The following is a 12,827-nucleotide window of genomic DNA, read 5'->3' as shown; positions in this document are numbered from 1 at the left end:
ATCCGGGTCAGCGGGGCGTACGGAGGGCGGCCGCGCGGCGGGCCCGCTCGACCGCGGCGGGCAGCGCGGCGATGAGCGCGTCCACGTCCGCGCCGGTGCTCGTGTGCCCGAGCGTGAAGCGCAGCGAGGACCGGGCCCGGTCGTCGTCGGCGCCCATCGCCAGCAGGACGTGCGAGGGCTGGGCCACCCCGGCGGAGCAGGCCGACCCGGTCGAGCAGGCGATGCCCTGGGCGTCCAGGAGCAGCAGCAGCGCGTCCCCCTCGCAGCCGGGGAAGGAGAAGTGCGCGTTGCCGGGGAGCCGGTCGGCCGGGTCGCCGTTGAAGATCACCTCGGGGACTGCCTGCCGGACCCGCTCGACCAGCTCGTCGCGGAGCGCGGCGACGCGGGCCGCGTACTCCTGCTGGCCCTTCACCGCGGCCTCGACGGCGACCGCGAACGCGACGATGCCCGCGGTGTCGAGCGTCCCGGAGCGGACGTCGCGCTCCTGGCCGCCGCCGTGCAGCAGCGGGGTGGCCGCCACGTCGCGGGCCAGCAGCAGCGCGCCCACGCCGGTCGGCCCGCCGAGCTTGTGCCCGGTCACGGTGAGCGCCGACACGCCGCTGGCGGCGAAGTCGACAGGCACCTGCCCGACCGCCTGGATGGCGTCGGTGTGGAACGGCACCCCGTGCGCGGCGGCGACGGCGGCCAGCTCGGCCACCGGCTGGACGGTGCCCACCTCGTTGTTGGCCCACATGGCGGTGACCACCGCGACGCGCTCGCCGTGCTCGGCCAGCTCGGCGCGCAGGCGCTCCGGGTCGAGCCGCCCGGCCGCGTCGACCGGGAGCCAGCCGGCCTGCGCGCCCTCGTGCTCGACCAGCCAGTCCACCGCGTCCAGCACAGCGTGGTGCTCGACCGCGCTGGAGACCACCCGGACCCGGTCGGGCCGGGCGGCGCGGCGGGCCCAGAAGACGCCCTTCACGGCGAGGTTGTCGCTCTCCGTCCCGCCGCCGGTGAAGATCACCTCGGAGGGGCGGGCACCGAGCGCCGCGGCCACCCGCTCGCGGGACTCCTCCACCCGTCGCCGGGCCCGGCGACCCGCCGCGTGCAGCGAGGACGGGTTGCCGACCTCGCGGGCGACAGCGACGTACGCCTCGAGTGCCTCGTCCAGCATCGGGGTCGTCGCCGCGTGATCAAGGTATGCCATCACCGTTCAGCCTAACGGCCTGCGCGCCCGGCACCGGGGGCCGGACCGCCCCGTCCCACCCGGGGCGGTCCGGCCGCTCACGACGGAACGGCCGCGATCACGCGGGAACCGCCGTGATCACGATGTTGTCCCGGTAGCTGCGGGTCTTCGCGTCGAACGGCCCGCCGCAGGTGATCAGCGTGAGGCGGGGCTTCCCGTCGCGGGCGAAGTACCGCTCCAGCGGGATCTTCGACTTCCGGTACTCCTCCCGGGCCACCACCCGGTACGAGCGCTCCCGGCCGTCCGAGCCGGTGGCGGTGAGCTTGTCCCCCTGGCCCAGCTCGCGGAGCCGGAAGAACGCCCCCTTGCCCTGCTCGGCGCTGTCCACGTGCCCGGCGATCACCACCGAGCCGGCATCGGCCTCCAGCCCCGGACCGTAGCGGTACCAGCCGACCTGGTCCACGCTGGGCGGCACCTCGAACTCGTCGGTGCGCTCGTTGACGCCCACCGGGTTGACTGTCGCGGTGACCCGGATCGGCGGGATGCTCAGCTTCACCGGCGGCACGATCTCGCTGTCGCCGGGCAGCGTGCCCGGGTTCACCGGGACCGAGCCGCCGCCGGTCGCCGAGGCCGCCGGCGTGGGTGTGGCACTCGCCAGCGCCGTCACCTCGTCGCCGCCGACGTCCCCGGCGGGCTCGGAGCCGCACGCCACCACTGTCGCCAGGGTGAGCGCGGCGGCGCCGGCGGCCATCGCCGCCAGCGCCCCGCGGTTGCGCACCGTCACCGGCGACCGGCCCGGGCGGTTGCCGCCACCCGCGCCCCGCCGCCGACCAGGAGCAGCACGCCGGCCCCGGCCAGCACGTACCACCAGGTGTCCACGCCGGTGCCGGCCTGGCCGCCGGTGCCGCTGGGCACGCCGCCCGGCGCCGAGTGCAGGCCGTTGATGGTCTGGGCCACCACGCTCAGGTTCTTGGCCTCGGCCGAGCCGATGGCGTAGACGATGGTGGCGGTGCCCTCCTTCAGGTTCAGGTCGGCCGGGCCGATGGCGACGGTGTCGGTGCCGGCGAGCACCACGTCCGCCTTCACCGAGCCGGCGGCCACGTCCGCCTTGGCCTCCTTCGGGTTGGTCAGGTCCTCGAAGACCGGCTCGCCGCCGGCCCGCACGTCGACGGCCGGTGCGGCCGCGGTGTGCCGGACGATCAGCCGGGCCTTGCCGGCGCCCACCTTGGACACGTCGTTGACGAACGGGGTGATCTGCGGGTTTCCGTCGGCGCTCAGGTGGGCGGCGAGGCTGATGTTCGCTCCGCCCGGCACCGCGGCGTCGTCCACCTTCAGGATCGCCTTGTCGATCGCCTCGCCCGGCTTGGTCAGGGCGATGTCGTAGTCCCCCTCGGGCAGGGTGAGCGGACCGGCGACGTCGCCGGGCTTGAAGTTGTTCAGCGTCTTCTCGCCGTTGACGTACACGTCGACCGGGGTGTCCGGGATGCCGTGGACCACGGAGACCTTCGACGAGGCGGCGTAGGCGGGGCTCATGGTGGCGGCGCCGACGCCGGCGAAGGTGAGGGCGGCCACCGCGCCGCCCGCGGCGACCCGACGGAACATCGCGTACTGCATTGTCTGCCTCCTGGTGATTGATGCTGATTCGTCAGGCCTGGCTTGCAGAACGGGTTACGCCGGCTCCGTCGCCCCCGGATGCGCCCGGATCCGATTTCTTTTTCCCGTCTCCGGACGCATCCGGCGGACCCCGCCGGGACGAAGGAGAGGTGACGAGGGTTGTGACGGACACACCGGGAGAGTGGGGCGGTGGCTGTGGGAGTTACAGTCGGGCATGCCCCACGGAAGGCGAGCCGCCCGGTGACGGCGGCGAGGCAGGGCCCCGAACCGCCGGGCGAGGACGACCTCGCCACCCGGTTCCGCGACGGCGACGAGGCGGCCCTGCGAGAGGCGTACGACAGGTACGGGCGAGCGGTGCTGCACCTGGCCACCACGACGCTTGTGAACCGCAGCGACGCCGAAGACGTGACCCAGGCGACGTTCGTCGCCGCCTGGCTCGGCCGGGAGACGTTCGACCCGGCGAAAGGCTCACTGGTCGGCTGGCTGCTCGGGATCGGGCGGCGCAAGGTGGTCGACCGGATCCGGGCCTCGGCCCGGGAGACGCGCGTGGTCGAGACGGTGAAGCAACTGCCGGAGCCGGTCTCGACCGGTCCCGACCCGGACACCGTTGTCGACCGGCTGGTGGTCGCCGACGAGCTGGCCCGGCTCCCCGACGAACAACGTCGGATGCTCGAGCTGGCGTTCTACGACGACCTGACACACCAGCAGATCGCGGCGGTGACCGGCGTGCCGTTAGGCACTGTCAAGAGTCACATCAGACGCGGCATGCAGAGCCTGAAACGCAGATGGGAGGTGGACGGTGCAGCACCTGGACCACGACCGGCTGGTCTTTCTGGCGCTCGGTGAGAGCGAGGCGGCTGACGGCGAGGCCACCCATCTGGACACCTGCGACCACTGCCGGGGCGAGGTGGAGACACTCCAGCACGTCGCCGGGCTCGGCGCGGGCACCCAGGGTCTGGCCGATCTGCCCGACCCGCCGGAGCACATCTGGCAGGGCATCATGGCCGAGGTCCGGGCCGCCGAGCAGCTGCCGGCGCTGACCGAGCGGCGCCTGCCGCGCCCGGCCGACCCGGTGGAGCCGGCCGCCGTACCCGTCGTCGCACGTCGTCCGCGCCGCAGCCGGCGCCGGCCGGGGTGGGCGACCACGGCGGTCACCGCCGCCGCTGCCGCGGTGATCGGTGTGGCGGGCACCGCAGCGGTGCTCGGCGGTGGCGGCGAGCCCGCCGATCCGCAGCCGCAGGTGCTGGCCAGCGCGCCGCTCGCGGCGTTCGGGTCGACACCGAAGGAGGCCTCCGGCGACGCGCGGGTGCTCGGTGACAACCGATTGCATCTGCACGTGACGAATCTCCCGACCGTTCCGGGGTACTACGAGGTCTGGCTGATCGATCCGAACACGATGGAAATGTTCTCCGTGGGTACGCTGAGCAACGGATCAGGGGACGCGCTCCTGCCGATTCCCCCGAACGTCGACCTGCGCACCTACACCGTGGTCGACATCAGCGCGGAGCAGTACGACAACAAGCCCGCCCACTCCGGCGACAGCCTGCTGAGGGGCACCCTGACGGGCTGATCGGCGGGCCGGCTCAGCTCCCCGGCCCGCCGATCAGCTCCCCACGAGAAAGGCCGCCGCCCGGTGCACCGGGCGGCGGCCTTCTGTCACGCGACGCTCACTTGCGCTTGCGGATCTCCTCGGCGGCCTGCGGGACGACCTTGAACAGGTCGCCGACGACGCCGTAGTCGGCCAGCTCGAAGATCGGCGCCTCGGCGTCCTTGTTCACCGCGACGATGGTCTTCGAGGTCTGCATGCCGGCCCGGTGCTGGATCGCGCCGGAGATGCCCAGCGCGACGTAGAGCTGCGGGGAGACCGTCTTGCCGGTCTGGCCGACCTGGAACTGGTGCGGGTAGTAGCCGGAGTCGACCGCCGCGCGGGACGCGCCGACCGCGCCGCCGAGCAGGTCGGCCATCTCCTCGACCAGCTTGAAGTTGTCGGCGTTGCCGACACCGCGACCGCCGGAGACGACGACCGACGCCTCGGTCAGCTCGGGGCGGGAGCCCTTCTGCTCGGCGACCCGCTCGACGACCTTGGCGAGCTTGTCCGCGTCGGTGACCGACACGGTGAGCTGCTCGACGGCCGGGGTCGCCGCGGCCGGGGCCGGGGCGAGCGAGTTCGGCCGGACGGTGACCAGCGGCAGGCCCTTGGTGACCTTGGACTTGACGATGGTGGAGCCGGCGAACGCGACCTGGGTCGCGGTGCCGTCGGCGGCCAGGCCGACCACGTCGGTCAGGATGCCGTTGTCCAGCTTGACCGCGAGGCGGGCGGCGATCTCCTTGCCCTCCTGCGACGAGGCGAGCAGCACGGCGGCGGGCTGGACCCGCTTGACCAGCTCGGCGACCACGGTGGCCTTCGGGGCGACCAGGTAGCCGTCGATCTCCTCACCCTCGGCGGCGTAGATCTTCTCCGCGCCGTACTCGCCCAGCTTGGCGCTCAGCGCCTCGGCGGCACCGGCGCCACCGAGGACGACGGCGCTCGGGGTGCCCAGCTCGCGGGCGAGGGTGAGCATCTCGAGGGTGACCTTCTTGACGCCGAACTCCTTGGTGGCTTCGACGACGACGAGAACCTCAGACATGTCCCAGACCTCTCACACGAACTTCTCGGTGGCGAGGAACTCGACCAGCTTCACGCCGCCGTCGCCCTCGTCGGTGATCTTCTCGCCGCCGGAGCGCGGCGGGCGCTTGGAGTGCTCGACCACGGCGCTGGTGGCGCCGTCGAAGCCCACCTCAGCCGGGGCCACACCCAGGTCGCCCAGGGAGAGCGTCTGCACCGGCTTCTTCTTCGCGGCCATGATGCCCTTGAAGGACGGGTAGCGCGGCTCGTTGATGGTGTCCCAGACGGAGACCACGGCCGGGGTCGAGGCGGTGACCACCTCGTAGCCCTCCTCGGTCTGCCGCTCGACGGTCAGGCTGGACCCGTCGACGGTGAGCTTGCGCGCGCCGGTCAGGGCGGCCACGCCCAGCCGCTCGGCGATCATGTGCGGCATGACCTGCACCCGGCCGTCGGTCGACTCGGCGCCGCAGATGACCAGGTCGGCGTTGAGCTGCCCGAGGGCGGCGGCGAGCACCTTCGAGGTGGCCACCGCGCAGGAGCCGTGCAGGGCGTCGTCCACCACGTGGACGGCCTTGTCCGGGCCCATGGAGAGCGCCTTGCGGATCGACTCGGTCGCCCGGTCCGGACCCATGGTCAGGATGGTGACCTCGCCGCCGTGCGCCTCCTTGATCTTCAACGCCTCCTCGATGGCGTACTCGTCCATCTCGTTGATGACGTTGTTCGCCGAACCGCGGTCGACGGTGTTGTCGTCAGAACGCAGGTTGCGGTCCGCGCCCGAATCGGGCACCTGCTTGACGAGTACGACGATGTTCATCGCGCTTCGACGACCCTCCTGTTTGGTGTAGCGATCACTCGCCCGGTCACGGGCGCAGCCTCCCGCGTGACGCAACGTGGGTCAACCGCGGGCAGCTGTGCACTTCCCCACGAGCGCAATGTTACCCGCAAGTAGCATGGCCGCCCCCGCGGCCCGGAGTGACGCAACTCACCACCGTCACGCCGCCTCGGTCAGCGCCTGCCGGATCTTCTCGATCGCCGCCGCCTCGGCCGGCTCGATCCCCCGGTGTGCCTGCGCCACCCGATCCGCCGCGGCCAGCACCACCGACCGGTACGTCTCGACGTCACCCGGCGACTTGGCGCGCAGGATCTCCACCGACCGGCCCAGCGCGGGCAGCACCACCGACTCGACCTCCAGGGCCGAGTCCCGGGGGAGCTGCGGCAGCGGCCCGGTGGTGAGCGCCTCCTTGACCACGCCCCCCACCTCGGCGAGCGCGCCGGAGGCGGCGAAGCTCTCCCGCACCATGGCCAGCACGCCCGGTACGGCGTTGGAGACCAGGAACACGGCACCGAACGCGCCGGTCTTCAGGGTGAGCCGCTCGTCCGCCGTCAACCGTTCCATGATCACGGAGTGTAGACGTACGGCGTGGAGGTGGTGACCGCAACGAGCCCGAGCCGCTCGAGGATGGGCCGGCTGTCCGGCGAGCAGTCCACCTGCAGCAGCGTCTTGCCGCGCTGCTGCGCCAGCCGCGCCCGGTACGCCACGAGCGCCCGGTAGATGCCCTTCTTGCGCCACTGCGGCAGCGTCGAGCCGCCCCAGAGGCTGGCGAAGCCGGTGCCGCGCTGGTAGCGGATCCAGCCCGCGCTGACCACAGTCTCCCCCGCCTCGGCCACCACGATCGTGATCGACTGCGGATCGGCCTCGATCTCCCGGGCCAGCCCGTACACCAGGTGGCTGCGGTCCTCCCGCCAGACCTCCTCCTCCATGGCGGCGATCCGTTCCAGGTCGGCCCGGCTGGTGACCTCGCGCAGGCGTACCCCCTCGGGGAGCACCGGGACGGCGGCGGCGAGCGGCGCGACCGGGCCGACCACTACCGTCTCCTGGTCCTCCGGCACGAACCCGGCGGCGCGCAGCCGGTCGCCCAGGTCGGCCGGCTCGTCGTGACCGGCGAGCTTCCACTCGACCGCCTCGCCCCGGGCCCGGAAGACCTCGACCTGCCGGGCGATCAGCGCGTCCAGCTCGGCGCCGGCCAGCCCGTCGAGCGTCCGGTAGGTGAGGAAGCCCCGGTGGTCGAGGCCCAGCACGCGGAACAGCGGTCCGTCCCGCTCCACCGTCACCCCGTCCGGCAGCGGGTCCGGCAGCTCCGGTCGGATCCGGGCGTCGTAGGCGTCGCGCAGCTCGCGCGCGTCAAGACCGGTCATCCCCCCAGGCTAGGCGCGGGGCAAAGCGGATAATCGGCAGCGTGTGGGAGTCGATCAAGAGCTGGTTCGACCCGCGTGAGCTGCGTTCGGTCGGCACCCCGCCGGACTACCGCTTCTCGCTGGCGAACGAACGGACCTTCCTGGCCTGGCTGCGAACAGGGCTCGCGCTGGTGGCCGGCGGGCTGGCCGCCGCTCAGTTCCTCCCGCCGCTGCGCCTGGCCCACCTGCGCGAGGCGCTCGCGATCGCGCTGCTGCTGCTCGGCGCGGCCGTCTCGATCCGGGCCGTCGACCACTGGGCGCGCACCGAACGCGCCATGCGGCTGAACGAGGAGTTGCCCGCGTCCCGCTTCCCGGCCGTGCTGGCGCTCGTCGTCGCGATCGGTGCGCTGCTGCTGGTGGCCGCCGTGCTGCTGGGTGGCGCAGGGTGATCCGTGACCCCGGCCTGCAACCCGAGCGCACCCGGCTGGCCTGGCGGCGGACGCTGCTCACGCTGACCGCGGTGCTGCTGCTGCAGCTGCGGCAGGCGTTCACCGGCCGCGTCCTCGACGCGCTGCTGACCGGGGCGGCGCTCCTGGTCTGGCTCGCCGTACTGGTGGTGACGTGGCACCGGGCCACCGGCACCGGACCTCGCCGGTTCGACAGCTGGTCGGTGCCGCTGACCGCGCTCGGCGCGGCCGGGCTGGCAGCGCTCGGTGTGGCGCACGTACTCGGCGGGGTGCGCTGACGAGCGGCGGTGAGCCATCATGAGGCATGGCCCGCCTCTACGTGCTGCTCTTCCTGGTCCAGATCGTCCTCGCCGTGTGCGCGCTGATCAGCTGCCTCTCCGCCGACGAGGAGAAGGTCAAGGCGCTGCCCCGGATGATCTGGGTGCTGATCATTCTGTTCTTCCCGCTGGTCGGCTCGATCGCCTGGTTCCTCGTGGGCCGCGAACGCCCGGCCGGGGCCGCCGGTGTCACCGGGACGACCCGTCCCGCCGCGCCGGCCCGCCGCCCGCTCGCCCCGGACGACGACCCGGAGTTCCTCGCCTCGCTCGACGAGCGGTCCCGCCGCGAGGACCAGGAACGGCTGCGGCTGTGGGAGGAGGACCTGCGCCGCCGCGAGGAGGAGCTGCGGGGCCGCCCGGACGACCGGGACCGCCCCGAGGTCTGACACGCGCCGCGGGCCGCCCGCCGGTCCCCCGGCGGACGGCCCACACGCGCCGTGGTCAGGCCAGGTTCGACGACCGGGGGTACGCGTCGGCCGGGTCGGTCAGCACGTTCACCAGGTACGGCACGCCCGAGTCGAACGCGCGCCCCAGCGCGGGCCCGAGGTCTGCGGCCTTCTCCACCGTCTCGCCCGCGCCGCCCAGCGCCTCGACCACCTTGTCGTAGCGCAGCCCTGGCTGGAGGTCCGCGGCCACGTCGTAGCCGTACATCGCCCGCATCGGGTGCTTCTCCAGCCCCCAGATGCCGTTGTTGCCGACCACGATAACCACCGGCAGCTTCTGCCGGACCAGCGACTCCACGTCCATCAGCGAGAAGCCGGCCGCGCCGTCGCCCATCAGCACGCAGATCTGCCGGTCCGGGTGGCTGACCCGGGCGCCCATCGCGTAGCCCATGCCGGTGCCGAGGCACCCGTACGGGCCGGGGTCGAGCCAGGTGCCGGGCTGGGCCGGCTCCAGGTACCGACCGGCGTACGACACGAAGTCGCCGCCGTCGCCGATGGTGATGGCGTCCGGGGCGAGCGCCTTGCGAAGCTCGCCGTAGACCCGGGCCGGGCGGATCGGGTCGCTCTCGGCGGCCATCTCCTCCGCGTCGCGGGCCTTCGCCGCGTCCTCGGCGGTCCGCAGCTCGGCGATCCAGTCGGCGTGGTCGGCCCGGTCACCGGCGTGGTCGGCGAACGCGCCGAGGATCAGCCGCAGGTCACCGGCCGGCGCGGCGGCCGGCTGCACGTGCCCGGCGCGCTGGCTGGGCGCGTCCACCACGTGCACGACCTGGGCGTCGCCGAAGTCGCCGAAGGAGAGCCGGAAGTCCAGCGGGGTGCCGATCACCACGACCACGTCGGCGCCCTTGAGCGCGACCCGGCGGGCCTTGGCGAAGGCGAGCGGGTGCTCCGGCGGCAGCGCGCCCCGGCCCATCCCGTTGGTGAACACCGGCACCCGCAGCGACTCGGCGGCGGCACGCAGCGCCTCGACGGCGTCGCCCGCGTACACGTCGGAGCCGGCGATGATCACCGGCCGGGACGCGCCGGCGATCAGGCGGGCCGCCTTCGCGACCTCGTCCGGGTCCGGCTCGATCGGCGCCGGCGGCGTGACCGCCGGCAGGTCGGCGTCACCGACGGAGAAGACCGCCTCCAGCGGGAAGTCCAGGAACACCGGGCCCCGGTGCGGGGTGAGCGCGGTGGTCAGCGCCGCCGACACCGCGCGCGGGATGTCGTCGGCGCTGAACACCGTCTCGGCGTGCTTGGTCACCGGCGCGACGAGCGGCAGGTGGTCCATCTCCTGGAGGCTGCCCGAGCCCCAGCGGAACTGCGGGGCCCGCCCGCCGAGCACCAGCACCGGCGAGGCGTTGAAGAACGCGCTGGTCAGGCCGGAGACGCCGTTGGTGACGCCGGGGCCGGCGGTGAGCACGGCCAGGCCGGGGCGGCGCTGGAGCTTGGCCACCGCCTCGGCGGCGAACACGGCGGACTGCTCGTGCCGCACGTCGTAGAGGGGGAAGCCCGCCTTGTGGGCGGCGTCGTAGAGCGGGAAGACGTGCCCGCCGGAGAGCGTGAACATCTCCCGTACGCCGTGCGCCCGTAGTGCCGCGAGCGCCAGATCGCCGCCGTGGCCCTCGACCCGTTCCGTCATGCCATTCCCCTTCATCGACCGACCGGGGTCACGTTACTGGCCGGTACAGCAGATGTGAACAGCCCTCGCGTCAGCGGCCGGTGAAGCCCGGCTTGCGCTTCTCCACGAACGCGGTCATGCCCTCGCGCCGGTCGTCGGTGGCGAACAGCGCCGCGAAGAGCTGACTCTCCCACGCCAGGCCCGAGGTGAGGTCCATGTCCAGACCCGCGTCCACCGCTGCCTTCGCCGCCCGCAGCGCCTGCGCCGGCCCGGTCAGGAACGGCTTCACGTACGCCACCGCGGCGTCGTAGACCTCGGCGGCCGGGACCACCCGGTCGGCCAGGCCGATCCGCAGCGCCTCGGCGGCGTCGATCATCCGCCCGGTCATGATCAGGTCCTTGGCGCGGGCCGGACCGACCAGCCGGGCCAGTCGCTGGGTGCCACCGGCGCCCGGGATGATGCCGAGCTTGATCTCCGGCTGGCCGAGCTTGGCGTCCTCGGCGACGATCCGCCAGTCGCAGGCCAGCGCCAGCTCGCAGCCGCCGCCGAGCGCGTACCCGGTGATCGCGGCCACGACCGGCTTGGGGATACGGGAGATCGCGCCGAGCGCGCTGGACAGGTCGGCGGCACGCTCCGCCATGTCCACGTAGGACATGTCGGCCATCTCCTTGATGTCCGCGCCGGCCGCGAAGACCTTCTCGCCGCCGTACACGATCACGGCGCGGACCTCGGCGTCGGCGGTGGCCGCCGACGCGGCGGCGCGCAACTCCTCCTGCACCTGGGTGTTGAGCGCGTTCATCGGCGGCCGCTCCAGCCGGATGGTGCCGATGCCGTCCTTCACTTCCAGCCTGACGAACTCGCCCACGCTGCCCTCACTTCCTCGTCGAAGTCGCGTGCCAACCTTACGGCTCGCCTCGTTGGGGTAGACAGTGTGGTGTCGGCGACTCCCCAGGTCGCCGCCGGAGTCGCCGCCGCCCCGCCACCGGGAGTGAGGTCATGATCACCTACTTCGACGACCGATCCGTCCAGGTCACCTCCACGGCGGTACGGGTGGACGGGCGCACCTACCCGCTCGCCGAACTGACCACCGTGTGGCACCGGCGGGGCGAACGCTCGTGGCGGGTGCTCGCCGGGCGCGGCGCGATCGGGGCCGCGATGGCCGGGCCGCTGGTCACCGCCGTGCTGGGCATCGGGCTGGCCGTGTGGCTGCGAAGCTCGGCGGTGGTCACCATCGCCATCGTCGGGATCTCGGTGCTGATCGGCCTGGCCGTCGGGCCGGTGGCCGACTTCCTCTTCGAATACCTGGACCGCTCCTACGCCCGGGGCAGCCGGGAGATGGAGATGTGGGCCGAATGGCGCGGCCGGCCGGTGCGGCTGCTGCACACCCGCGACGCGATGCGCTTCGGCCAGATCTACCGGGCGGTGCAGCGGGCCATGGAGAGCCTGCCCGCCGGCCCTCGCCGGAGCGCGCCGGGCCCTGCCGCGCCCGGTCAGAACGTGATCGGCTCGTCCGGCAGGAGGCCGAGCCCGCGCAACAGGCCGTAGGTGTCCTGCTCGCCCCAGAACTGCACGATCCGGCCACCGGCCAGGCGGTACATCTTGCAGGCGCTCTGCACCGTGGTCGCCCCGGTGGCGTCCCGCCGGTACGTCTGCGCCAGCGACACCACCACCCGGTCCCCGGCCGCGAAGATCTCCTGGATCTCCTGGTCGAGCACGGTCAGGCCGGGCGAGGAGACGGCGGCCTCGGGGTAGCGCCGGCCGCGTACCGCGCTGCCGGAGCCGTAGATCTCCACGTCCTCGTCGACCACCTCGGCCAGTTCGGCCAGGTCCTTCGTGACGAAGGTGCGCAGGTAGCGCTTGACCACCTCGACGTTGCGCGCCTGCTCGTCACCGGCCGTCATACCGTCACCCTACCGACGATCGACCGTCCGGTGTCGACACGCGCGGTTAGGCTGATTCATGGTCCTCTATTACCGGGACGACACCGTGCAGGTCACCTCCGAGGCGATCCACGCGGGCGGTCAGGCCGTCGCCCTCGCCGACGTCACGTACGTCTGGCACGCGCGCGGCACCACCACACTTGCCGTCCGAGGGCGGGTGCTGGGCCGCGGCGTGCTGGTCCTGCTGCTGTCGCTGCCGCCGCTCGTCGCCGTGGTCTGCGTGCTCTCGCTGGCCTGGTCCGCGCAGGACCGCGGCGAGTGGAGACTGGCCCTGATCATCCTGGCCGCGTTCGTGGTGGTGGGACTGGCACTCACCCCGTTCCTGGAGGTGCCGCTCGGCTGGCTGGACCGCTCCTACGAGCGCGGCAACCGGGTGCACGAACTCTGGGTCCAGCACCACGGCCGGGAGACGCTGCTGGTCCGTACGCCGGACGCGCTGCGGTTCGGGCAGATCTACCGGGCCGTGCAACGCGCCGTGGAACAGCAGACCGACCGCAGGTAGCA

Annotated in this window: 17 protein-coding genes; 7 read left to right on the top strand and 10 right to left on the bottom strand. The window is 73.0% G+C overall.

The genetic code is table 11. The annotated features are described in order from the left end of the window. Positions 1-7 precede the first annotated feature (7 nt). The 3 genes from ACQP26_RS06480 to ACQP26_RS06470 all read right to left on the bottom strand — a co-directional run bounded on the left by ACQP26_RS06480 (position 8) and on the right by ACQP26_RS06470 (position 2,776). The gene (locus tag ACQP26_RS06480) at positions 8-1,183 is read right to left on the bottom strand and encodes a cysteine desulfurase family protein (protein ID WP_269701644.1); all 1,176 of its coding nucleotides are present in this window, start codon (positions 1,181-1,183) and stop codon (positions 8-10) included. Positions 1,184-1,280: 97 nt separating this feature from the next. Further along, positions 1,281-1,946, bottom strand: coding sequence for a class F sortase (locus ACQP26_RS06475; RefSeq protein ID WP_281578814.1), 666 nt, complete (start codon positions 1,944-1,946; stop codon positions 1,281-1,283). After that, complete coding sequence (locus ACQP26_RS06470) at positions 1,943-2,776, bottom strand: DUF4397 domain-containing protein (protein ID WP_281578815.1); 834 nt, start codon at positions 2,774-2,776, stop codon at positions 1,943-1,945. The genes ACQP26_RS06475 and ACQP26_RS06470 overlap by 4 nt, the downstream gene beginning before the upstream one ends. Before the next feature lie 240 nt (positions 2,777-3,016). Between ACQP26_RS06470 and ACQP26_RS06465 the strand changes: the two genes are divergently transcribed. Both ACQP26_RS06465 and ACQP26_RS06460 read left to right on the top strand, forming a co-directional pair. Then, positions 3,017-3,622: an RNA polymerase sigma factor gene (locus ACQP26_RS06465; protein WP_013284457.1), complete on the top strand. Its 606-nt coding sequence runs from the start codon at positions 3,017-3,019 to the stop codon at positions 3,620-3,622. Then, on the top strand, positions 3,576-4,346 hold the full coding sequence (locus tag ACQP26_RS06460) for an anti-sigma factor (protein WP_269701649.1): 771 nt from the start codon (positions 3,576-3,578) through the stop codon (positions 4,344-4,346). The genes ACQP26_RS06465 and ACQP26_RS06460 overlap by 47 nt, the downstream gene beginning before the upstream one ends. A gap of 97 nt (positions 4,347-4,443) precedes the next feature. Here ACQP26_RS06460 and ACQP26_RS06455 read toward each other — a convergent pair whose 3' ends face one another. The 4 genes from ACQP26_RS06455 to ACQP26_RS06440 all read right to left on the bottom strand — a co-directional run bounded on the left by ACQP26_RS06455 (position 4,444) and on the right by ACQP26_RS06440 (position 7,577). Beyond that, positions 4,444-5,403, bottom strand: a complete 960-nt coding sequence (locus tag ACQP26_RS06455; RefSeq protein WP_281578817.1) for an electron transfer flavoprotein subunit alpha/FixB family protein — start codon at positions 5,401-5,403, stop codon at positions 4,444-4,446. 12 nt (positions 5,404-5,415) lie between these two features. Then, positions 5,416-6,195, bottom strand: coding sequence for an electron transfer flavoprotein subunit beta/FixA family protein (locus ACQP26_RS06450; RefSeq protein WP_269701652.1), 780 nt, complete (start codon positions 6,193-6,195; stop codon positions 5,416-5,418). Positions 6,196-6,372: 177 nt separating this feature from the next. Next, positions 6,373-6,777 (bottom strand): hypothetical protein, encoded by a 405-nt coding sequence (locus ACQP26_RS06445; RefSeq protein ID WP_269701654.1) that lies wholly within the window; start codon positions 6,775-6,777, stop codon positions 6,373-6,375. 2 nt (positions 6,778-6,779) lie between these two features. Further along, positions 6,780-7,577 (bottom strand): GNAT family N-acetyltransferase, encoded by a 798-nt coding sequence (locus tag ACQP26_RS06440; RefSeq protein ID WP_433495210.1) that lies wholly within the window; start codon positions 7,575-7,577, stop codon positions 6,780-6,782. Between the two features lie 41 nt (positions 7,578-7,618). Here ACQP26_RS06440 and ACQP26_RS06435 point away from each other — a divergent pair, with 41 nt between their 5' ends. Genes ACQP26_RS06435 through ACQP26_RS06425 form a run of 3 tightly spaced genes read left to right on the top strand, consistent with a single transcriptional unit; the run spans position 7,619 to position 8,726 of the window. Beyond that, positions 7,619-8,005, top strand: a complete 387-nt coding sequence (locus tag ACQP26_RS06435; RefSeq protein WP_269701658.1) for a YidH family protein — start codon at positions 7,619-7,621, stop codon at positions 8,003-8,005. Continuing rightward, on the top strand, positions 8,002-8,301 hold the full coding sequence (locus ACQP26_RS06430; RefSeq protein WP_269701659.1) for a DUF202 domain-containing protein: 300 nt from the start codon (positions 8,002-8,004) through the stop codon (positions 8,299-8,301). Before ACQP26_RS06435 ends, ACQP26_RS06430 begins: the two co-directional genes overlap by 4 nt. A 26-nt stretch (positions 8,302-8,327) precedes the next feature. After that, positions 8,328-8,726, top strand: coding sequence for a PLD nuclease N-terminal domain-containing protein (locus tag ACQP26_RS06425; RefSeq protein WP_269701661.1), 399 nt, complete (start codon positions 8,328-8,330; stop codon positions 8,724-8,726). Positions 8,727-8,781: 55 nt separating this feature from the next. Here the strand turns inward: ACQP26_RS06425 and ACQP26_RS06420 are convergent, their stop codons facing one another. Next, positions 8,782-10,404, bottom strand: coding sequence for an acetolactate synthase (locus ACQP26_RS06420; protein WP_269701662.1), 1,623 nt, complete (start codon positions 10,402-10,404; stop codon positions 8,782-8,784). A gap of 70 nt (positions 10,405-10,474) precedes the next feature. Beyond that, complete coding sequence (locus tag ACQP26_RS06415) at positions 10,475-11,248, bottom strand: enoyl-CoA hydratase-related protein (RefSeq protein ID WP_269701663.1); 774 nt, start codon at positions 11,246-11,248, stop codon at positions 10,475-10,477. Between the two features lie 131 nt (positions 11,249-11,379). Here ACQP26_RS06415 and ACQP26_RS06410 point away from each other — a divergent pair, with 131 nt between their 5' ends. Then, on the top strand, positions 11,380-11,928 hold the full coding sequence (locus ACQP26_RS06410) for a DUF6232 family protein (protein ID WP_269701664.1): 549 nt from the start codon (positions 11,380-11,382) through the stop codon (positions 11,926-11,928). Here ACQP26_RS06410 and ACQP26_RS06405 read toward each other — a convergent pair. After that, positions 11,874-12,284, bottom strand: coding sequence for a nuclear transport factor 2 family protein (locus tag ACQP26_RS06405; RefSeq protein WP_269701665.1), 411 nt, complete (start codon positions 12,282-12,284; stop codon positions 11,874-11,876). The genes ACQP26_RS06410 and ACQP26_RS06405 overlap by 55 nt on opposite strands. Before the next feature lie 58 nt (positions 12,285-12,342). Here ACQP26_RS06405 and ACQP26_RS06400 point away from each other — a divergent pair, with 58 nt between their 5' ends. Further along, positions 12,343-12,825 carry a DUF6232 family protein gene (locus tag ACQP26_RS06400; protein ID WP_269701667.1) on the top strand — a complete coding sequence of 161 codons (483 nt, stop codon included), beginning with the start codon at positions 12,343-12,345 and terminating at the stop codon, positions 12,823-12,825. The last annotated feature ends 2 nt before the right edge of the window (positions 12,826-12,827 follow it).

Origin of the sequence: Micromonospora sp. CA-248089 (assembly GCF_050948515.1) — a bacterium.
Lineage (GTDB): Bacteria > Actinomycetota > Actinomycetes > Mycobacteriales > Micromonosporaceae > Micromonospora.
This window is presented reverse-complemented; position numbering and strand designations above follow the sequence as displayed.

Bases quoted from the DNA above. Each gene is read 5' to 3' on its own strand.
- ACQP26_RS06480 (WP_269701644.1), bottom strand. From the start codon at position 1,183: ATGGCATACCTTGATCACGCGGCGACGACCCCGATGCTGGACGAGGCA.
- ACQP26_RS06470 (WP_281578815.1), bottom strand. From the start codon at position 2,776: ATGCAGTACGCGATGTTCCGTCGGGTCGCCGCGGGCGGCGCGGTGGCC.
- ACQP26_RS06455 (WP_281578817.1), bottom strand. From the start codon at position 5,403: ATGTCTGAGGTTCTCGTCGTCGTCGAAGCCACCAAGGAGTTCGGCGTC.
- ACQP26_RS06450 (WP_269701652.1), bottom strand. From the start codon at position 6,195: ATGAACATCGTCGTACTCGTCAAGCAGGTGCCCGATTCGGGCGCGGAC.
- ACQP26_RS06445 (WP_269701654.1), bottom strand. From the start codon at position 6,777: ATGGAACGGTTGACGGCGGACGAGCGGCTCACCCTGAAGACCGGCGCG.
- ACQP26_RS06440 (WP_433495210.1), bottom strand. From the start codon at position 7,577: ATGACCGGTCTTGACGCGCGCGAGCTGCGCGACGCCTACGACGCCCGG.
- ACQP26_RS06425 (WP_269701661.1), top strand. From the start codon at position 8,328: ATGGCCCGCCTCTACGTGCTGCTCTTCCTGGTCCAGATCGTCCTCGCC.
- ACQP26_RS06420 (WP_269701662.1), bottom strand. From the start codon at position 10,404: ATGACGGAACGGGTCGAGGGCCACGGCGGCGATCTGGCGCTCGCGGCA.
- ACQP26_RS06410 (WP_269701664.1), top strand. From the start codon at position 11,380: ATGATCACCTACTTCGACGACCGATCCGTCCAGGTCACCTCCACGGCG.
- ACQP26_RS06405 (WP_269701665.1), bottom strand. From the start codon at position 12,284: ATGACGGCCGGTGACGAGCAGGCGCGCAACGTCGAGGTGGTCAAGCGC.
- ACQP26_RS06400 (WP_269701667.1), top strand. From the start codon at position 12,343: ATGGTCCTCTATTACCGGGACGACACCGTGCAGGTCACCTCCGAGGCG.